Below are 19,774 nucleotides of genomic sequence, written 5' to 3'. Positions count from 1 at the left end.
CGCGTCGCCCTTGGCCAGCGGGCCGAGGTACTTGTGCTTGAGCTCCTCCGAGCCGGACAGGATCACCGGCAGCGAGCCCAGCTTGTTGACCGCCGGGATCAGGGAGGAACTGCCGCACGCGCGGGCGACCTCCTCGATCACGATCACCGTGGCCAGGGCGTCCGCGCCCGCGCCGCCGTAGGTCTCCGGGACGTGCACGGCGTGCAGGTCGTTGGCGACCAGCGCGTCCAGGGCCTCCTGCGGGAACCGGCCCTCCTCGTCCACCGCCGCGGCGAACGGAACGATCTTCGCCTCCGCGAGCGCACGCACCGACTCCCGGAGCATGTCGTGCTCCTCGGAGGGCCGATACAGGTCGAAATCAGACGAACCTGACACTCTCACTCACTCCCACGCTTGCTAACTACCGTTAAGTAACCCAAAGCGTAGGGCGTGACCCGGTCCCGGACCAGAGCGCGACTATGCTCGGGCAGGCATTCCGCCCGACGTTCACTGGAGACCCGCATGGCCCTGAAGATCACCGTGATCGGCACCGGCTACCTCGGCGCCACCCACGCCGCGGCCATGGCGGAACTGGGCTTCGAGGTCCTGGGACTCGACGTGGTCCCCGAGAAGATCGAGCTGCTGTCCTCCGGCCGGGTGCCGATGTACGAGCCGGGCCTCGAGGAACTCCTCGCCAAGCACGTGGCCGGCATCGAGGGTTCGAGCGGGCGGCTGCGCTTCACCACCTCCTGGGAGGAGGTCGGCGCCTTCGGCGACGTGCACTTCGTCTGCGTGAACACCCCGCAGAAGCACGGCGAGTACGCCTGCGACATGAGCTACGTGGACGCCGCCTTCGCCTCCCTCGCCGAGGTCGTACGCGAAGGGGCCCTGGTCGTCGGCAAGTCGACCGTGCCCGTCGGCTCGGCCGAGCGGCTCGTGGACGTGCTCCCGGAGGGCGTGGAGCTGGCCTGGAACCCGGAGTTCCTGCGCGAGGGCTTCGCCGTGCGGGACACCCTGCACCCGGACCGGATCGTCGTCGGCGTGCAGGGCGAGCGGGCCGAGAAGCTGCTGCGCGAGGTGTACGCCGGGCCGGTCGGCGACGGTTCACCCTTCGTGGTGACCGACTTCCCCACCGCCGAGCTGGTGAAGACCTCCGCGAACTCCTTCCTCGCCACCAAGATCTCCTTCATCAACGCGATGGCCGAGGTGTGCGAGGCCGCCGGCGGCGACGTCGCCAGGCTGGCCGAGGCGATCGGGTACGACGACCGGATCGGCGCCAAGTTCCTGCGCGCAGGCATCGGCTTCGGCGGCGGCTGCCTGCCCAAGGACATCCGGGCCTTCATGGCCCGTGCGGGCGAGCTGGGCGCCGACCAGGCGCTGACCTTCCTGCGCGAGATCGACTCCATCAACATGCGGCGCCGGGGCCAGATGGTCGAGATGGCGCGCGAGGCGCTCGGCGGCAGCACCTTCCTGGGCCGCCGGGTCGCCGTCCTCGGTGCCACCTTCAAGCCGGACTCGGACGACGTCCGTGACTCCCCCGCGCTGAACGTGGCCGGTCAGATACACCTCCAGGGCGGCCAGGTCACCGTCTACGACCCGAAGGGCATGGACAACGCCCGCCGCCTCTTCCCGACCCTCGGATACGCGGAGTCCGCCCTCGAAGCGGTGCGCGGGGCGGACGTGGTGCTGCACCTGACGGAGTGGCGCGAGTTCCGCGAGCTGGACCCTGCGGCGCTCGCCGAGGTCGCCGCCTCGCGGGTGATCCTGGACGGCCGCAACGCGCTGGACTCCGAGCGCTGGCGCACGGCCGGCTGGACGTACCGGGCGATGGGACGCCCGCGCGCCTGAGCCGCGGACACGGGGAAGAGGGGGCGCCACGGCGCCCCCCCTTCCGTTCCCGCGGTCAGGCCGCCGCCGGCCTGATGCGGTTCGTCCGCGACAGGAACTCCGTCTCGCGCAGCGCCCGCGTCACGTTGGCGTGCGCGAGGCCGACCAGTTCCTGGGCGGTCCAGTCCCGGCGGAGGAGCTCCGCGAAGAGCGGGACGTAGCCGACGGCCGGGGCGGTGGTGTGGGAGACGCCCACGCAGTGCGCGCCCGCCTCCGAACGCACCCGGTCCAGGACGTCGGCGACGGCGGCCGGGTCCTCGGTCACCGTGACCATGCAGACGGCGCCGTTCTCGCCGAGCAGGCCCAGGACGTCGTCGGGCAGGCCTTCCGGGGCCGCCCTGGTGAGCAGGGCGGGGGCGCGGGTGACCGCGAGGGCGCGGCGGATCGTGTCCTGGTCGGCGCCGGAGAGGTCCACGGCCAGGCCGATGCGGTTCATCTCCCGTACCGCCTCGCGGGCGAAGCGGTCGAAGCGGGTGAGGTTGACGGCCCGTACGCCCAGGGCGTGGTACGCCCTCAGGGTCGCGGCGGAGGCGCCGAGCGCCGTCCAGCTGACCGGGCCGAGCAGGGCGGCGACGCGGCCGCAGTTGCGGGCGTGGGCCATCTCGGAGGTCGTGTGGGCGAGGCGCAGGTCCTCGGGGCAGGCGGCGACGAGCGCGCGGATGTCGTCGATGCGCCGCAGGGTCCCGATGACGCCCGCCGCGTCTTCGCCCGGTCCGACGTGCAGTGACCAGAACTGGGCTCCGGCCTCCGCCGCGCGGACGGGCGGGAGGTCCTCCGGGTCGAGGGAACGGGGCAGTTCGGTGTGTCCCTCGACGACCGGCTGGGCCGCCAGGATGGCGCGGGCGCGGGACGGCTCGTCGAGCGGCGGGGGTGGCTCGGGGGCTTCGGGCTCCCCGGCGGCGGCAGGGACGGTGGAGAGGGTGGGATGGTCGTCTAGCAGTTCCGCCATGGTCATACTCCAACTCGGCGATGCAGTACCGCCCCGCCGAATTGGGCGGGGCAGTACCGTCCACCGTGCCACCGGCCCCGTGCGGGGGCTCGGCGGGCTGAGCCGTCCGGGTGAACGCCGGGACCGGGCCGGGCGTTCACGCGCCGTCAGGCGCCCGGCGCGTCCAGGGAGTCGATCGTCGCGTTCGACGGTGCCGTACGGCTCCGCAGGTCGCGCGAGACCGCTTCCGCGTCGCGGAGGACGCGGACGGCGTTGGACCAGGTCAGCTTCGCCAGGTCCGGATGCGACCAGCCGCGGTGCAGCAGCTCCGCGACCAGGTTCGGGTAGCCGGCGACGTCGTCCAGGCCGGCCGGGGTGAAGGCCGTGCCGTCGTAGTCGCCGCCGATGCCGATGTGGTCGATGCCGGCCGCCTCGCGCATGTGGTCGAGGTGGTCGGCGACCGTGGCGGCGGTGGCGATCGGACGCGGGTTCCGCTCCTCGAACGCGCGGTGCAGCTTCATCGCCTCGGCGGTGGTGTCGAGGTGGTCGAAGCCGTGCGCCCGGAGGTTCTCGTCGGCCCGCGCGGTCCACTCGACGGCCGCGGGGAGGATGAACTTGGGCACGAACGTGGCCATCGCGACGCCGCCGTTGGCGGGCAGCCGCTCCAGCACGTCGTCCGGGATGTTCCTCGGGTGGTCGCAGACGGCCAGGGCCGAGGAGTGCGAGAAGATCACCGGCGCCGCCGAGGCGTCGAGCGCGTCCCGCATGGTCGTCGCGGCGACGTGCGACAGGTCGACGAGCATGCCGGAGCGGTTCATCTCGCGGACGACCGCACGGCCGAAGGCGGAGAGCCCGCCGACGCCGGGCGCGTCGGTCGCCGAGTCCGCCCAGTCGTTGTTGTCGTTGTGGGTGAGCGTCATGTAGCGCACGCCGAGGGTGTGCAGGGCGCGCAGGGTGGCGAGGGAGTTGTTGATCGAGTGGCCGCCCTCGGCGCCCTTGAGGGAGGCGATACGGCCCTGCTCGCGGGCCGCCTCCATGTCGTCGGCGGTCAGGGCCGGGGCGAGGTCGCCCGCGTACCGCTCCAGGAGCTGGTCGACGATGTCGATCTGCTCCAGGGTCGCGCTGACCGCGTCGTCGCCGGCCAGCCGGCAGGGCACGTACACCGACCAGAACTGGGCGCCGACACCGCCGGCCCGCAGCCGCTTGAGGTCGGTGTGCAGCGCCCCGGTCTGGTCCGCGCCGATGTCCATCCGGTCCAGGTCGTACCGGACGTGCTCGCGCAGCGCCCACGGCAGGTCGTTGTGGCCGTCCACGACGGGGTGGGCGGCCAGCAGCTCGCGGGCCTCGGCGAGGCGGTCGGCCGCGCCGCCGGAGGCCCTGACCGCGGCGCTCACTTGGCGAAGCCGAACGACTCCGCGCCCTCGACCTTGGCCCGCAGCCGCTTGCCCTTCTCGGTCGCCTGGTCGTTCAGCTCCTGCTGGAACCCGCGCATCCTGTCCAGCAGTTCGGGGTCGTGCGCGGCGAGGATCCGGGCCGCGAGCAGGCCCGCGTTCCGCGCGCCGCCGACGGAGACCGTGGCGACCGGCACGCCGGCCGGCATCTGCACGATGGAGAGCAGCGAGTCCATGCCGTCCAGGTACTTCAGCGGCACCGGCACGCCGATGACCGGCAGCGGGGTGACGGAGGCGAGCATGCCGGGCAGGTGGGCGGCGCCGCCCGCGCCCGCGATGATCGCCTTGATGCCGCGGCCCGCGGCCTCCTCGCCGTACGCGATCATCTCGCGCGGCATCCGGTGCGCGGAGACGACGTCGACCTCGTACGGGATCTCGAACTCGTCGAGGGCCTGCGCCGCGGCCTCCATGACGGGCCAGTCGGAGTCGGATCCCATGACGATGCCGATCACGGGGGCGGTGGAGGTCTCGGGGGCCGCGCCGGGGCTCGTGCTGCTCACTCGGTGATCGTTCCTCGCAGATAGCCGGCGGCGTGACGCGCGCGCTCCAGCACGTCGTCCAGGTCGTCGCCGTAGGTGTTGACGTGCCCCACCTTGCGGCCGGGCTTCACGTCCTTGCCATACATGTGGATCTTGAGCTGCGGGTCCCTGGCCATGCAGTGCAGGTACGCGGAGTACATGTCCGGGTAGTCGCCGCCCAGGACATTGCACATCACGGTCCAGGTCGCGCGCGGGCGCGGATCGCCGAGAGGCAGGTCCAGGACCGCCCGGACGTGGTTGGCGAACTGCGAGGTGACCGCGCCGTCCTGGGTCCAGTGGCCGGAGTTGTGCGGACGCATCGCCAGTTCGTTGACGAGGATGCGGCCGTCCGTGGTCTGGAACAGCTCGACGGCCAGGTGACCGACGACGCCGAGCTCCTTGGCGATGCGCAGGGCGAGCTCCTGGGCCTGTCCGGCGAGCTCGCCGTCGAGGTCGGGCGCCGGTGCGATCACCGTGTCGCAGACGCCGTCGACCTGCCGGGACTCGACCACCGGGTACGCGACGGCCTGGCCGTGCGGGGAGCGGACGATGTTCGCGGCGAGCTCGCGCGTGAAGTCGACCTTCTCCTCGGCGAGGACCGGGACGCCCGCCAGGAAGGGGTCGCGGGCGTCCTCGGGCTTGCGGACGAACCAGACGCCCTTGCCGTCGTAGCCGCCGCGCACCGTCTTGAGGATGATCGGGAAGCCCCCGACCTCGGCGGCGAAGGCCGCCGCGTCCTCGGGGTCCGCCACGATGCGGTGCCGGGGGCTGGGTGCGCCGATCTCGTCGAGCCTGGCGCGCATCACCCCCTTGTCCTGGGCGTGCACCAGCGCGTCGGGCCCGGGACGGACGGGGATGCCGTCCGCCTCCAGGGCCCGCAGGTGCTCCGTGGGGACGTGCTCGTGATCGAAGGTGATCACGTCACATCCACGCGCGAAGTCACGCAGCGTAGCCAGGTCGCGATAGTCGCCGATGACGACCTCGCTCACCACCTGCGCCGCAGAGTCCTGCGGGGTGTCACTGAGGAGCTTGAACTTGATGCCGAGGGGGATGCCCGCCTCGTGGGTCATTCGGGCGAGCTGACCGCCACCGACCATGCCGACTACCGGGAACGTCACCCTCTTAGGGTATCCGCACCATCCGTGGACACGCGTCCGGCTGTGGTTTGGCACAAGAACGACGCTGGTGGAGAGCCGGTTGGCCAGCGGTTTCCCCGGTACACGGGCGGGTGACAGGAGCGCTGGTTAGCATGGTTGGGTTGACGTCACCCGGACGTCATCCGGACGGACGGGACAGAGCCATCACCATGAGTGAACCCGGCGCGCTGCGCACGCGACTCGACCGGCTCGCCCGGGAGGTCGCCAAATTCGGGGTGGTGGGCGGTCTCGGCGTCCTGGTGAACCTCGGCGTCTTCAACGTCGTCCGGGGTGCGACGGACATCCCGATGGTCCGGGCCAGCCTGATCGCCACCGTGGTCGCGATCGTCTTCAACTACGTGGGGTTCCGTTACTTCACGTACCGCGACCGGGACAAGTCGGGGCGCACCAAGGAGATGTCGCTGTTCCTGCTGTTCAGCGTCGTCGGCATGGTCATCGAGAACGGTGTGCTCTACGCGGCGACGTACGGCTTCGGCTGGGACGGCCCGCTCGCCAGCAACTTCTTCAAGTTCTTCGGCATCGGGATCGGGACACTGTTCCGCTTCTGGTCGTACCGCACGTGGGTGTTCCGCGCGCTGCCGGCGAAGGAGGCGGTGCAGACCGCCGAATCGTTCCTGGAGCAGGCGCCGCGGCAGGCGGCCCGGCGGCAGCCCGACCGCGTCTGAACCGCAGCTCCTCGAAACCCCGAAACCCCTGGTCAGAACCTCCGGCCAGGGGTTTCGTCCGTGCTGAGGGCCAGTCTGCCCGCCCGTGCGCTGTGGGCGGGCCCGCGCGTGCCGTGGGTGAGCACTCCCGTGTGCCGTGGCGAGCCCGCCCGGGTCAGCGAACGGGGCGCTCCCGGTGCCTGTCCGAGACACTGCGGACCTCCCGGCTCAGGAACAACGCGAAGACCGGCGGCTGCTGCTGGAGGAGCTCCAGACGGCCGCCGTCCGCCTCCGCGAGGTCCCTGGCGACCGCCAGGCCGATGCCCGTGGAGCTGCGGCCGCTGACGGCCCGCTCGAAGATCCGGGCGCCGAGGTCCGCCGGGACGCCCGGGCCCTCGTCGGTGACCTCGATCACCGACTGGTTGCCGGTGACACGGGTCCGCAGGGCGACCGTGCCGCCGCCGTGCATGAGCGAGTTCTCGATCAGGGCCGCGAGGACCTGGGCGACCGCGCCCGGGGTGCCGACGGCCCGCATGCCCTGCTTGCCCGAGTGGACGATGGCCCGCCCCGCGCTGCGGTAGGCGGGCCGCCACTCCTCGATCTGCTGCTTGATGACCTCGTCGAGGTCGAAGGCGACGGCGGAGCCGGTGCGGGGGTCGCGGGAGTTCGTGAGCAGCCGCTCGACGACGTCCGTGAGCCGCTCGACCTGGGTGAGCGCGATCGTCGCCTCCTCCTTGACCGTGTCCAGGTCGTCGGCGAGCGCGACCTCCTCCAGGCGCATGGAGAGGGCGGTGAGGGGCGTGCGGAGCTGGTGCGAGGCGTCCGCGGCCAGGCGGCGCTCGGCGGTGAGCATCCGGGCGATGCGCTCGGCCGAGGCGTCCAGGACGTCCGCGACGCGGTCCAGCTCGGGCACGCCGTACCGCTTGTGCCGGGGACGCGGGTCGCCGGAGCCGAGGCGCTCGGCGGTCTCCGCGAGGTCGGTGAGCGGGGACGTCAGCTTGTTGGCCTGCCGTACGGCGAGGAGGACGGCGGCGATGACGGCGAGCAGCGCGACCGCGCCGATGATCATGAGGGTGCGGCCGAGCTCGGCGGTGACCACCGAGCGGGACTCCTCGACGACCACGGTCTCGCCGCGCTCGCCCTCGGCGAGGCCGCGGGTGACGTCGCCCTCCGGGCGGGTGCCGATCTCGATCGTGTCGCGGCCGGGGATGTGGATCTGGGCGTACCGCTTGGCGCCGCTCTGCTCGGCCAGGATGTCCGGGTTCACCGGCTCGCCGCCGATGAGCCGGCTGTCGACGATGGAGACGATGCGCAGCGCCTCCAGGTCCACGCTCTCCTGGGCGCTGCTGGAGATGGTGCGGGTCTCGACGATGACGAGGGACACGCCGAAGACGGCGATGACGACGAGGACGACGGCGAGGGTGGAGTTGATGAGGCGGCGACGCACGGCTGCCCTCCGGGCGGGAACGGGAGACGCTCCCGACCCTACGGCCCCGGCTGGGCCCTGTCGTCGAACTCCCGTCGTCGCCCGAAGGGCGCGAGCGGGGCCCAGGGGGTGTCTTGCCGATCACGCCGGGCTCGCGGCCTGATCGACAAGACGCCCCCTAGCTCTTCTCGAAGCGGAAGCCGACGCCTCGCACCGTGGCGATGTAGCGGGGGTTCGCCGCGTCGTCGCCCAGCTTCTTGCGGAGCCAGGAGATGTGCATGTCCAGGGTCTTCGTGGAGGACCACCACGTGGTGTCCCAGACCTCGCGCATCAGCTGGTCGCGGGTGACGACCCGGCCCGCGTCGCGGACCAGGACCCGCAGCAGGTCGAACTCCTTGGCCGTGAGCTGGAGCTCCTCGTCGCCCATCCAGGCCCGGTGCGACTCGACGTCGATGCGTACGCCGTGGGTCGAGGGGGCGACGACCGGCTCGGTGGAGCCGCGCCGGAGCAGCGCCCGGACGCGGGCGAGGAGTTCCGCGAGCCGGAACGGCTTGGTGACGTAGTCGTCGGCGCCCGCGTCGAGGCCCACGACCGTGTCGACCTCGTCGGCGCGGGCGGTGAGCACCAGGATCGGGACCGTGTGGCCCTCGGCGCGCAGCCGCCTGGCGACCTCGAGACCGTCCATGCCGGGCAGGCCCAGGTCGAGGACGACCAGGTCCACGCCGCCCTGGAGGCCGGCGTCGAGGGCGGTCGGACCGTCCTCGCGGACCTCGACCTCGTATCCCTCTCTCCGCAGGGCGCGGGCCAGCGGCTCCGAGATGGATGCGTCGTCCTCGGCGAGCAGTACACGGGTCATGGGGTGATGGTAGTCCGCACGGCCGGGGGGCCGGGGCGTGATCCTCAGGGAAGGGGGGAACCCTGGGGATCATGTGGATATCTTGCACATGACCTTCGAATGGGCTTCCGCGGTTGCATTATCGCCTGTGATCCATCTCTCAAGTCCTTCCATATCCGGCACTGTCGTGTCGTATGGTGGCTCGACGTCTGTAGCGGTAATCGGGGACCTTTGGCCAGCTTCACGCGCCAAGGTCCTCTTTCTGCGTGAGGTCGGCCCAGCCGAACCTTGAAGACGGTGAATGACCTGTGGGCCGGGTCCCGGGGCGCGACGACGCATCTCCCGGGGCGTGGATCCCGGTGGAGTCCACTCCGATTCCGCCGGTGCCGGCCTCCCCCACCGGGCGCACCACGCTCACAAGGCGCGCGTCCCGACAGAGCAAGGATCGACATGGCGTCCAGCCTGACGACGGCTTCGGCCGGAACCCCCGGTTCCGAGAAGACGTTCTTCGGCCACCCCCGCGGCCTGGCCACCCTCTTCATGACCGAGATGTGGGAGCGCTTCTCCTACTACGGCATGCGGGCACTTCTCGTTCTGTACCTGGTCTCCGGCGGCGCGGACGCCGCGACCGGCAGCCAGGGTGGCGGCCTCGCCATGACCGCGGCGACGGCGACGGCGATCTACTCCGTCTACGTCTCGATGGTCTACCTGATGGCCATGCCGGGCGGCTGGTTCGGCGACCGCGTCTGGGGCGCCCGCAAGACCGTCACCATCGCCGCCTTCGTGATCATGGCGGGCCACGCCTCGCTCGCGCTCCCCGGCCAGGCGATGTTCTTCGTCGGTCTGGCGCTCGTCGCCGCCGGCTCCGGTCTGCTCAAGGCCAACATCTCCACGATGGTCGGCCACCTCTACGACGGCCCGGACGACCCGCGCCGTGACGGTGGCTTCACGCTCTTCTACGTCGGCATCAACCTCGGTGCCTTCGTGGCGCCGTTCGTGGTCGGCACCGTCGGCGAGAAGGTCAACTGGCACCTCGGCTTCGCGCTCGCCGCGCTCGGCATGGGTCTGGGCCTGGTCCAGTTCCTCGTCGGCACGAAGAGCCTGAGCCCGAAGAGCAACGTCGTCCCGAACCCGCTCTCCCCGGCCGAGCGCAAGGGCATCCTGGTCAAGGTCTCCCTGGTCGTCGTCCTCGCCGCCGCGTTCTACGGCGTCGTCGTCGCCCTGGGCATGTACACCCTGAACTGGGCGCTGGTCCCGATCACCCTCGCCGGTCTGATCATCCCGGTCGCCGTCCTGGTCCGCATCAAGCGCGACAAGGACCTCGACAAGGCCGAGCAGTCGAAGATGACCGGCTACATCTGGTTCTTCGTCGCCGCCGCCGTCTTCTGGATGATCTACGACCAGGGTGGCTCGACGCTGTCGCTGTTCGCGGACGACAAGACCGCCGACACCGTCTTCGGCCTCGGCTTCCCGGCCACCTGGTACCAGTCGCTGAACCCGCTGTTCGTCATGGCGCTGGCCCCGGTCTTCGCCTGGCTGTGGCTGTGGCTGGCCCGTAAGAACCAGGAGCCGAACACCATCGTGAAGTTCGCGATGGGTCTGGTCCTCGTCGGCGCGTCCTTCTTCGTCTTCATCGTCCCGATGAACATGGCCGGTGGCGGCGACAAGGTCTCCCCGATGTGGCTGGTCTCGATCTACATGATCCAGACCATCGGTGAGCTCTGCCTCTCCCCGGTCGGCCTCTCCGTCACGACGAAGATGGCGCCGCAGAAGTACGCCTCCCAGATGATGGGTGTCTGGTTCCTCGCCGTCACCGCCGGTGACTGCACCACGGGTCTGCTCTCGCTGGCCGGTGTGGACCTGAACGGCACAGGGATCATCGCGATGGAAGCGAGTCTCGCCGTCCTCGCGGGCTTCGCGATCTACATGTACCGCAAGAAGGTCCAGACGCTCATGGGCGGCGTCCACTGACCTCCCCCGTACGGCCGTGAGGGCCGCCGCACCGGATCGGTGCGGCGGCCCTCCGCCGATTCCGGCCCCGCGTCAGCGCCTGAGGCGCGCCCACGGGGTGAACGTGAACACGGCGCCGCCGAGCAGGATCACCGTGCCGGCGACGAGGGCGAGGGCGCGCAGGGCGCCGTCGCTCTCGGCGCCGGTCTCGGCGAGGTTGCCGCCGTCGGAGCCGCCGGAACCGCTACCGGAGCCGCTGCCGCCGCCCGACCCGCTGCCGGAGCCCGAGTCGTCGCCGGAGCCGCCCGAGGCGCCGCCCGCCTGCTTGCTCGTGTCGAGTTCGAGGGAGGCCTTGACGGCGCCCTTCACCTTGCACGGGATGTCCATCGTGGAGGTGCCGAGGGTGACCTTGATGGTCAGCGTGCCGGGGCTGAGCGTGGACGTGCCGGTCGCTCCGGGCTTGTAGGTGCCCTTCATGTCCGGCAGGTCCACCGGGTCCCCCAGTTTCAGCGCGGTGGGGTTCGGGGGTCCCGAGACGTTCACCGTGCCGCTGTCGGCCCCACCGATCCTGACCGCCATGGAGCCCTTCAGGGCGCCCGCGGGGAGGGCGGCGGGGCTGTTCATGACGCCCTTGGCCGTCCTGACCGTGAGGTCGTACACACCGCCGTTCTTCTTGGCGTCGATCGTCACCTTGCCGTTGATCGGGTCCGGGCCGGGGGCCGTGCAGCCGAACGTGACGGCGACCTCCTTGCCGGGGAAGGACGTCTCACCGCCGCCCCCGCCGCTCGCGCCGCCGCTGGAGGATCCGCCGGAGGCCGAGCCGGAGCCCGAACCGGAGGATCCTCCGGTGGACGAGGTCGAGGAGCCACCGGTGTTGTTCGAGCCGCCGCCGGTCGTGGTGGAGCCGCTCGCGGCGCCGCCGCTCGCGTTGCCGCCCGACGTCGTCGTCGTACCGCCGGTGGTCGTCGTGGACCCGCCGTTCGTGCCGCCCGTCGTCGTACCGCCACCGCCGGCCGTGACCTTGATCCTGGCCGCGACCGGCACCGCCTCCTTCGGGGCGCACTTCGTGTCCGTCGACAGCGGCTTGGACACGTTGATCGTGTATGCGGCGGGGGCGAGGGTGATCTCGCCCGCCTTCGTCAGCTTCAGCTTCCCCTTCATCTCGGGCAGCACCATCGGGCTGTTCTTGGGGATCGGCGGGTTCTTCCGGGGACCCTCCATCGCGACGGTGCCGGTCCCGGCGCCGCCCACGGTGAGGACGCCGGTCGGCTTGACCGTGTCCGCGCCCAGGTCGAGCACGTCGGGGTTCTTCGACGCGGCCTGGACCGTCTTCCAGACGATCTCGACCTCGTCGCCGACCTTGGCCTCCGCCGGTGCCGTGATCAGCACCTTCGTCGTGCCCTGCACGGGCGGCAGCCCGGAGATGGGCGGCGGGATGCACTCCGTCCTGTACGAGACCTCGGCGGCCTGGGCGGGGCCGGCGGAAATCATGATCCCCGCGCCGCCGAGCATCAGCGCGACTCCGGCCGCGCTCATCCTCCGTTGCGTACTCACGCATGTCCCTTCGTCGTCGGGCTGCTCTCTGGGGCTGACGGTGCGGAGTCAGGACTGAACCACGGCAGGACCGCGGTCGGTTCGTCGTCCCCCTGGCCCCGTGGCGCGGAGTCGCGCGCGGGGTCGGGGGCACGTGTACGGAGCCGGGCCAGGGGCGCGGTCCGGGGCCGCGCCCCGCGCCGGGGCCGGACGGGGGCCGTCGCCGGGCGGACGCGGTCCACCACGGCCATCCCGATCCGGAACAGCGCCGCCGGGACGACCACGGCGAGCAGCAGCCAGAAGAGCGTCACGCCCCAGGGCCTGCCGACCCCCCACGGCTGCTCGACCAGGACCTTGCCCCCGTACCGCACGGAGACCTGGTAGTCGCCGTGCGCGCCCGCCGTCAGTTCGACGGGGAGCCGGACGAGGGCCTTCTCGCCGGGGGCGATCGTGCCGCGCCACTGCCGTTCCTCGTACTGCGGCGCGAACACGCCGTGGCTGGAGCCGACCTGGAAGACCGGGTCCTTCACGGGGGCGGAGCCGAGGTTGCCGACGGTGAAGACGACCTGGCGGCTCGGCGGCGCCCCGAACCAGGTGAGGAGGCCGCTGGAGCCGTCGAGGCGTACGGCGGCGAGGACGGCGAGCCGGCCGTCGCCCGAGGCCTCGGGGAGCGGCGCGACGGGATGTCCGGCGACGGTGAACTCCCGGTCGACGGCGTCCTGCTGGCCGGTCACCCCGGCGACGTGCACCACGCAGGGGCAGGGCTTGGGCGGTTCGGCGACGGGGAGCTTGGCGCTGAAGCCGCCCCGGGCGTCGACGGTGGCGGCCCGGCCCTCGGTGTTGGCGCAGGAGTTGGTACCGCCGATGACGCCCTTGTCGGGCGCGGCCTGGCCGCAGATCAGCAGCATGAGCAGCGCGCCCGGTTTCCAGCCGCTGCCGCTGACGGTGACCTCGCCGCCCCTGCCGCCCTCCGCCTGGGAGAGCTCGACGGCGGGACCGGGGGCCGCGACGGCGGGGACGGCCGGGAGGAGACCGAGGGCGAGTACGGTCACGAGCGCCGCCGCTGTACTTATCCACCTCATGTGCGCACTCCCGCCGGGGCTCGCTGGGTACGGGACCTGCCACGCCGCCGTACCGCGTATCCGCCGCCGCCCGCCGCGAGCAGCAGCAGTCCGGCCGCCCCGGCGAGCGCCGGGCCCGCGGCGAAGGAGGCCTCGGCGCGGGCGGTGGCCGGGGCCGCGCCCTCGGCGGTGGCGGTCAGCCGGACGGTGACGGCGTCGAGGGCCGGCGGGTCGGGCCAGGCTTCGGTACGGGTGGCCCGCTGACCGGGCTTCAGGGTGAGCGGCAGGGGCCTGCCCGGCCGGTCGAGGACGGTGCCGAGGACGCCTTCGGCGCGCACCGCGAGGGTCGGGGCGAGGACGGTGGTGCCCCGGTTGACCAGGGTGTAGCGGAGGGCGCCGGTCGCGGTGTCGACGTGGACGTCCTCGACGGTGAGCGCCGCGAGCCGCGGGCCGCTGACCCGCAGCCGCAGGTCGACGCGTACCTCCCGGCCGGCCGCCGAGGCCCGTACCGTCCCCCGGTGTTCGCCGGGCGGGGTGTCCGCGGTGACGGTCACGGCGAACGGCACGTCCGCCCGGGTCCTGGCGGGCACGGTCACCGTCCGGGCGGCGAAGGAGACCGGTGCGCCCTGCCCGCTGAGCCGTACCGTGAGCGGCCGGGCGCCCGGGTTGGTCAGCGACAGGGTGTCCTGGAGGACGCTGCCCGCGGGGCCCTCCAGGTAGGCGTACGGCCGCCCGGCGGCGGGCGCCGCCGTCCAGGAGGCCGGGGTGCCGGAGGAAGCCGCGGCCCGGACGCCGGTGGGGGCCGCGGCCCGGACGTCGGCGGAAGCCGCGGCCCGCACGTCCGAGGGGGCCGCGGTCCGGGCGTCCGCAGGCGCCGCCGCGACCGCGCCGACGAGGGCGGTCGCGACGGCCACGAGCCCGGTGCGTGCCGCCGTCCGCATCAGCGAGCCGTGCGCCGCGTGAGCCAGAGGACTCCGGCCGCGCCGGTGAGGAGGACGGTGCCGCCGAGGGTGCCGAGGGCCACGGCGGAGTCGAGCGGGCCCGTCTTGGGCAGTTCGGCGCCCGTGTTCTCCTCGTCGTCGCCCTCGCCGGCGGGCGGCGGGGTGCCGGAGCCGCCGGAGAGCCCCGTCACCTCCAGTTCGAGGGAGGGCCCGGGGTTGTTCTTCGGGGTGCAGACGGCCGCGTCCATGCCGAGCGCGTGCACGGTCAGCGTCCCGGCCGTGAAGGTGACCTTGCCGTTCTTCTTCGGGGTGTACGTGCCCGTGAGCGTGCCGATCCTGATCGGGGTGTCGGGCGGGATGGCGGCCGTGTTCGGCGTTCCCTTGACCTTGACGGTGCCGGAGTCGGCGCCGCCGAGGACGAGGTCGGCGCGCGGCGTCATGACGCCCTTGGGCAGTTCGACCGGGCTGTCGGACACGCCCTTCTCGAACGACATCGTGATCGTGTACGCGCTGCCGTCCCTGACGGCCTTGATGTCGACGGGCGAGACGGCGCCCTTGGGGCCGATCTTCGTCTCACAGGCGTAGTTGACGTCGACGACGGCCGCCTGGACGGTCGGCGCACCGGCGAGCACGGCCGCGCCCGCCACCGCGACCGCCGCCGTGAACGCGGCGGTCGTTCTCCTCCGGTTCGGCTCCTTGGACACCCCGAGCACCCCTCACCGCAATGAAACTGACGGTCTTTCAGATTGGGCGTCAAGGTACGCCCGGGGCCTTGCGGAGGGAAGAAGAGGGACGGTGAAAGTCCTAGGCGGGTGCGGAGAGTTCGGCCCAGACCGTCTTTCCGGGGGCGCCGGGGGTGCGCTCGATGCCCCAGTCGAGGCAGAGCCGCTGCACGATGAACATGCCGTGGCCGCCCGGGCGCCCGGACCGGTGCGGGGTGCGGGGCGCGGGAGTTCCGGCGCCCCGGTCGGTGACTTCGAGGCGCAGGACCTTGGGCAGGCGCAGGACGCGGAGGCGCTCGGGGCCCTCGGCGTGCAGGCAGGCGTTGGTGACGAGCTCGGAGACGACGAGCAGGACGTCCTCTGCGGCGGCCCTGCGGTCGGCGGTGGCGGCCGGCAGCCAGCCCCACTCGTGGAGCGCTGACCGCGTGAAGTCACGGGCGAGCGGCACGGTGCCGCTGGTCTCGCCGAGGGCGAGCGTACGGACGTCGGAAGCTTGGTCCATCAGCGCTTCACCTCACCGATCGACGGGACAGAGGGCGGGACGTACGGGCGGTGCGGGGCCGGGTCGTGGGGGCGGGTCCGGCGGACGGCTCAGCCGGGCAGGGCTGTGGCGAGTGTCTCGTGCACGGTGAAGACGGCGTCCGCGCCCGTGATCTGGAACACCCGGGCCACCGCGGGCCGCATCCCCACGAGATGGACGCCACCACCGGCGGCGTCCGCCCTCAGCCGGGCACCGAGGAGCACGTTGAGCCCGGTCGAGTCGCAGAACTGCAGGCCCGAGCAGTCGACGACGAGCCGCGAACGGCCCGCGTCCAGCGCCTGGTCCAGGGGGGAGCGCAGCAGCTCGGCCGAGTAGTGATCGAGCTCACCCACCGGAGCGAGGAGTTCGCTCCCGTTCACGGTCCGGACCTCGACCCGCAACCGCGCGGGCGGTGCGCTGCCGATGTTCTCGCGGTCCATGGCCGTGCCTCTTTCGCTCTCGCGGATGCCGACTGACGTTCTCGAACCCTACAAGCGGGGCACCCTTCGATGCACACGAGGTCCACCACATAACCGGACAAAGCGGATTATCGATACTTGCGGCCTCCGCCGTCGAGCAGGTAGGGCTAGTAGGGAACACCCGACACGACCGGCCCGGAGGCGCCGCAAACCGCAGCAAGAACCCCCGAAGGAGACCCATGTCACCCCGGCTCGACGCCCCGCGTACCCCCGACGCGCCGTCGGCAGCAGTCCCCCACGACCACCCGTTCGGTCACCCTGCCGAACTCCCCCACGAGATCGTTTCCGAGCTCCCCCACGACCGGGCGCTCGGACTCCCCCTCGACCGGCCGCTCGACGACATCGGACCGGTCGACGCGCGCGCCCTGTCGAAGCAGCTCTTCGCCCGGCTCGCCGAGCTCGAAGAGGGCACCCACGACCACGCGTACGTCCGCAACACCCTCGTCGAACTGAATCTGGCCCTGGTCAGGTTCGCCGCAGCGCGCTTCGGCACCCGCAGCGAGCCGATGGAGGACATCGTCCAGGTCGGCACCATCGGCCTCATCAAGGCGATCGACCGCTTCGAACTCACCCGCGGTGTGGAGTTCCCCACCTTCGCGATGCCCACGATCATCGGCGAGATCAAGCGGTTCTTCCGCGACACGTCGTGGTCGGTGCACGTGCCCCGCAGGCTCCAGGAGCTGCGGCTCGACCTCGCCAAGGCGGGCGACGCGCTCGCCCAGCGCCTCGACCGCGCCCCGACCGTCGCCGAACTCGCCGAGGAACTCGGCATCGCGCCGGAGGAGGTCGTCGAGGGCATGACCGCGAGCAACGCGTACACCGCGAGCTCGCTCGACGCGCAGCCCGACGAGGAGGAGGGCCCCGGCGGCGAGGCCACGCTCGCAGACCGGCTGGGCTACGAGGACCACGGCCTCACCGGGATCGAGTACATCGCCTCCCTGAAGCCGATGATCGCCTCACTGCCCGCCCGCGAGCGGCACATCCTCTCCCTCCGCTTCGTCTCCGGCATGACCCAGTCGGAGATCGGCACGGAGCTCGGCATCTCACAGATGCACGTGTCCCGGCTGCTCGCCCGCACCCTCGCCAGGCTGCGCCGGGGGCTCACTCTGGAGGAATGACCTCCACCGGCTTCCCCGAGCCGCCAAAATGGCTGCGGAAAGGGCCCGTTCACGGTCTTTCGACCCGTGACGGGCCCTTCCGCATGCCACGCCCCGAGCCACTCCTGCGGAAGCGCGCACGAGCAACCGCGCGACCGCAGGGCCTTGTTGACGCGGCGTCCGGAATGGGCCACATTGAGCCCCGGGGTTCAGGGGGGATTCACATGTCTTCTGCGTACGCGGAACTGGAAGAACGCATGCGCGGCCGGCTCGGGGGCAGGGAGTGCCTCTACGTGCCGTCGTGCCGCTTCGGGCTCTACCTCGCGCTGCGGCACTGGTGCCGGCCCGGCGGGAAGGTGCTGATGTCTCCGGTCAACGACGACGTCATCTTCTTCGTCGTCCTGGCCGCCGGGCTGCGCCCCGTCCAGGCTCCGCTCGACCCCCGGGACGGCTCGATCGACACGGCCGCCGTGCCCGAGTCCGTCTGGCGGGAGCTCTCCGCCGTCCTCACCACCAATCTGTACGGAAACCCCGACCCGGCTCCCGAGCTGCGGGGCCACTGCGACCGGCTCGGCATCCCGCTGATCGAGGACGCTGCCCACGCGATCGGCTCCACCGTCGGCGGACGGCCGGTCGGCACGTACGGCGAGGCGTCCGTCTTCAGCCTCTCGAAGCACACCGGCGCCAAGACCGGCGGCTTCCTGGCCCTCGCCGACCCGGCGCTGCGCGAGGAACTCGCCGCCGCCCGCGAGGCGTTGCTGCACCCGACCCGCCCAACCGCCGAACTCACCCACCTCGTACGGCCGTACGCCGAGTCCACCCTGCGCGGACTGCGCCTGGTCGGGGCCGCGCGGGCGGCCGTCCGGCGGCTCGGACTCGAGGAACGGGAGGAGATCCGGATGCCGCTCCGCGCCGAGGAGCTGACGCGGGCCCTCACGGCGGCGCCCGCGCTCGAACCGTTCCACTCCTGGGTCCGGGTCGACATGCACGACTACCGGCTGCGGCCCGGAGCCGGCCGGCTCCGCCGCACCATCCGCAGGTTCGCCCGGCTCGACGACGTCCTCGACGCCCACCGGGCGGGCACCGCCCTGCTCCTGGCCGGCGAGTACGGCACGGCGGAGGTGGTCCCCGGCGGCGTGCCGAAGGAGTCCCCGGCCGGCCCGTCGCCGCAGCCGCTCTACCGGGTGCCGCTGCTGGTCGAGGACCGGGACGCGGCCGTCGCCGCCCTCGCCCGGCGCCGGATCACCACCGGATACCTCTACGACCCGCCGCTCGACAGCTACGCGGGAGAGGCCTTCACGGACCCCTCCCCCGCACCGGAACCGGCCGCCTGGTTCGCCCGGCACGCCCTGCCGGTGGACCCGCGCCGCGCGGCCGAGGCCCTCGCGGTACTGCGCGGCGCCGGGATCCGCCCGGCGCGGCCGTCGATGGCCGCCGGCGGGTCGCGGTGACGGAGACGGTACGGCTGCGGGGGTCCGACCGGGACGACGCGGCGAGCACGGCGGGGACGGCAGGCACGGTGGGGACCGCAGGCACGGCGGGGACGGCAGGCACGACGGGGACGGCAGGCATGGGGGGCACGGCGAGCCACGAACCGGCGCCGGCCGAGGCGAAGAACGGCGAAGGCCGCGGCAGGGGCGGGGACGGCGCGGTCTCCGACTGGGGCCCGGCCTCCGGCTCCGGATCCGATTCCGGCTCCGGCTCCGGCTCCGGCTCCGGCTCCGGCGACGACTCCATGTTCCGCAACGCCTACGCCCTGATGCTCTCCACCGGCGTCTCGGCGGCACTCGGGCTCGGCTTCTGGCTGATCGCCGCCCGCTACTACTCCGAGGAGGCCGTCGGCCAGGGCTCCGCCGCCATCGCCGCGCAGCGGATGCTCGCCTCGATCACGGCGACCACCCTGTCCGGCGCGGTCGTCCGGTACGTGCCCCGGGCCGGCCGCGCCACCGGCCCGCTGGTCGTGCGCCTGTACCTGGTCAGCACCGTCGTCGTCGCCGTGGCCTGCGGGATCTTCCTGCTCACCCTCGACCTGTGGGGACCCTCGTACGCCCCGCTCGGCACCGTCTCCGCCGGGATCTTCTTCACCGCGTCCGCGGTCGGCTGGGCCCTGCTCACCCTCCAGGACGGGGTGCTCACCGGGCTGAGACGGGCGTTCTGGGTCCCCGTCGGCAACGCCGTCTTCTCGCTCGGCAAACTCGTCCTGCTCGTCCTGCTCGCGACCGCCGTGCCGATCCTCGGCGTCTTCGTCTCCTGGGCGGCGGCGATCGTGCTCTCCGTCCTGCCGCTGGGCTGGCTCGTGTTCCGCCGGCTCATCCCCCAGCAGGCCCGCGCCGACCGGGACCGCGAGCCGCCGAGCATGCGGGAGATCGGCCGGTTCATCGCCGGGGACTCCGTCGGCGCGTTCTTCAGCCTCGTCATGATCAGCCTGCTGCCGGTGATGGTCGCCGTCCGCTTCGACGCCGCCCACAACGCCTTCTTCTACACGGCGTACACCGTCGGCGGCACCATGGAGTTCATGGCCATCAACATGGCCTCCTCGCTCACCGCGCACGCCTCGCACAGCCCCGAGTCCCTCGCCGAGGGGGTGCGGGGGGCGCTGCGCCGCATGGTGATGCTGCTCGTCCCCGTCGTCCTCGTCCTCGTCGT

Annotated in this window: 18 protein-coding genes and 1 pseudogene; 6 read left to right on the top strand and 13 right to left on the bottom strand. The window is 72.4% G+C overall.

What is annotated here, in order from left to right; genetic code table 11:
• On the bottom strand, positions 1-375 hold a 375-nt coding region (locus tag AOK00_RS20960), incomplete at its 3' end, for an acyl-CoA dehydrogenase family protein (RefSeq protein ID WP_173861604.1).
• 126 nt (positions 376-501) lie between these two features.
• Between AOK00_RS20960 and AOK00_RS20955 the strand changes: the two genes are divergently transcribed.
• Positions 502-1,827: a UDP-glucose dehydrogenase family protein gene (locus AOK00_RS20955; protein WP_055601830.1), complete on the top strand. Its 1,326-nt coding sequence runs from the start codon at positions 502-504 to the stop codon at positions 1,825-1,827.
• A gap of 55 nt (positions 1,828-1,882) precedes the next feature.
• On the opposite strand, the gene AOK00_RS20950 is transcribed toward AOK00_RS20955, so the two are convergent.
• The 4 genes from AOK00_RS20950 to AOK00_RS20935 form a co-directional block, all read right to left on the bottom strand.
• On the bottom strand, positions 1,883-2,815 hold the full coding sequence (locus AOK00_RS20950) for a membrane dipeptidase (protein ID WP_055601833.1): 933 nt from the start codon (positions 2,813-2,815) through the stop codon (positions 1,883-1,885).
• 146 nt (positions 2,816-2,961) lie between these two features.
• Positions 2,962-4,188, bottom strand: a complete 1,227-nt coding sequence (locus AOK00_RS20945) for a dipeptidase (protein ID WP_055601829.1) — start codon at positions 4,186-4,188, stop codon at positions 2,962-2,964.
• On the bottom strand, positions 4,185-4,682 hold the full coding sequence (gene purE / locus AOK00_RS20940) for a 5-(carboxyamino)imidazole ribonucleotide mutase (RefSeq protein WP_055601832.1): 498 nt from the start codon (positions 4,680-4,682) through the stop codon (positions 4,185-4,187). Before purE ends, AOK00_RS20945 begins: the two co-directional genes overlap by 4 nt.
• A gap of 59 nt (positions 4,683-4,741) precedes the next feature.
• Positions 4,742-5,881, bottom strand: a complete 1,140-nt coding sequence (locus AOK00_RS20935) for a 5-(carboxyamino)imidazole ribonucleotide synthase (RefSeq protein WP_055601828.1) — start codon at positions 5,879-5,881, stop codon at positions 4,742-4,744.
• Between the two features lie 188 nt (positions 5,882-6,069).
• Here AOK00_RS20935 and AOK00_RS20930 point away from each other — a divergent pair, with 188 nt between their 5' ends.
• Positions 6,070-6,585: a GtrA family protein gene (locus AOK00_RS20930; protein ID WP_055601827.1), complete on the top strand. Its 516-nt coding sequence runs from the start codon at positions 6,070-6,072 to the stop codon at positions 6,583-6,585.
• A 154-nt stretch (positions 6,586-6,739) separates the two neighbouring features.
• Here AOK00_RS20930 and AOK00_RS20925 read toward each other — a convergent pair whose 3' ends face one another.
• On the bottom strand, positions 6,740-8,011 hold the full coding sequence (locus tag AOK00_RS20925; protein WP_055601826.1) for an ATP-binding protein: 1,272 nt from the start codon (positions 8,009-8,011) through the stop codon (positions 6,740-6,742).
• A gap of 157 nt (positions 8,012-8,168) precedes the next feature.
• Complete coding sequence (locus AOK00_RS20920) at positions 8,169-8,846, bottom strand: response regulator transcription factor (protein ID WP_030315177.1); 678 nt, start codon at positions 8,844-8,846, stop codon at positions 8,169-8,171.
• 429 nt (positions 8,847-9,275) lie between these two features.
• Between AOK00_RS20920 and AOK00_RS20915 the strand changes: the two genes are divergently transcribed.
• Positions 9,276-10,796 (top strand): peptide MFS transporter, encoded by a 1,521-nt coding sequence (locus AOK00_RS20915; protein ID WP_055601825.1) that lies wholly within the window; start codon positions 9,276-9,278, stop codon positions 10,794-10,796.
• Positions 10,797-10,868: 72 nt separating this feature from the next.
• Here the strand turns inward: AOK00_RS20915 and AOK00_RS20910 are convergent, their stop codons facing one another.
• From AOK00_RS20910 to AOK00_RS20885, 6 genes are all read right to left on the bottom strand, one after another.
• Positions 10,869-12,311 carry a hypothetical protein gene (locus AOK00_RS20910; RefSeq protein WP_055601824.1) on the bottom strand — a complete coding sequence of 481 codons (1,443 nt, stop codon included), beginning with the start codon at positions 12,309-12,311 and terminating at the stop codon, positions 10,869-10,871.
• Between the two features lie 14 nt (positions 12,312-12,325).
• A complete protein-coding gene (locus tag AOK00_RS20905; RefSeq protein WP_055601823.1) occupies positions 12,326-13,390 on the bottom strand; it encodes a hypothetical protein in 1,065 nt (354 codons plus the stop codon).
• Positions 13,387-14,310 carry a hypothetical protein gene (locus AOK00_RS20900; RefSeq protein ID WP_055601822.1) on the bottom strand — a complete coding sequence of 308 codons (924 nt, stop codon included), beginning with the start codon at positions 14,308-14,310 and terminating at the stop codon, positions 13,387-13,389. The genes AOK00_RS20905 and AOK00_RS20900 overlap by 4 nt, the downstream gene beginning before the upstream one ends.
• Positions 14,310-15,014: a peptidase gene (locus tag AOK00_RS20895; protein WP_055601831.1), complete on the bottom strand. Its 705-nt coding sequence runs from the start codon at positions 15,012-15,014 to the stop codon at positions 14,310-14,312. The genes AOK00_RS20900 and AOK00_RS20895 overlap by 1 nt, the downstream gene beginning before the upstream one ends.
• A 100-nt stretch (positions 15,015-15,114) precedes the next feature.
• The gene (locus AOK00_RS20890) at positions 15,115-15,534 is read right to left on the bottom strand and encodes an ATP-binding protein (protein ID WP_055601821.1); all 420 of its coding nucleotides are present in this window, start codon (positions 15,532-15,534) and stop codon (positions 15,115-15,117) included.
• 89 nt (positions 15,535-15,623) lie between these two features.
• Positions 15,624-15,992 carry an STAS domain-containing protein gene (locus AOK00_RS20885; RefSeq protein ID WP_055601820.1) on the bottom strand — a complete coding sequence of 123 codons (369 nt, stop codon included), beginning with the start codon at positions 15,990-15,992 and terminating at the stop codon, positions 15,624-15,626.
• 218 nt (positions 15,993-16,210) lie between these two features.
• On the opposite strand from AOK00_RS20885, the gene AOK00_RS20880 reads away from it, so the two are divergent.
• The 3 genes and pseudogenes from AOK00_RS20880 to AOK00_RS20870 form a co-directional block, all read left to right on the top strand.
• Complete coding sequence (locus AOK00_RS20880; protein ID WP_055601819.1) at positions 16,211-17,149, top strand: RNA polymerase sigma factor SigF; 939 nt, start codon at positions 16,211-16,213, stop codon at positions 17,147-17,149.
• A gap of 203 nt (positions 17,150-17,352) precedes the next feature.
• A complete protein-coding gene (locus AOK00_RS20875) occupies positions 17,353-18,579 on the top strand; it encodes a DegT/DnrJ/EryC1/StrS family aminotransferase (RefSeq protein ID WP_079042102.1) in 1,227 nt (408 codons plus the stop codon).
• A 119-nt stretch (positions 18,580-18,698) separates the two neighbouring features.
• Positions 18,699-19,774: pseudogene (locus tag AOK00_RS20870) on the top strand (lipopolysaccharide biosynthesis protein); the annotation flags it as partial.

This window comes from Streptomyces aureus (genome assembly GCF_001418135.1).
Taxonomy (GTDB): domain Bacteria; phylum Actinomycetota; class Actinomycetes; order Streptomycetales; family Streptomycetaceae; genus Streptomyces; species Streptomyces aureus_A.
The sequence above is the reverse complement of the archived record's forward strand: the minus strand, read 5'-3'. Positions and strand labels throughout refer to the sequence as shown.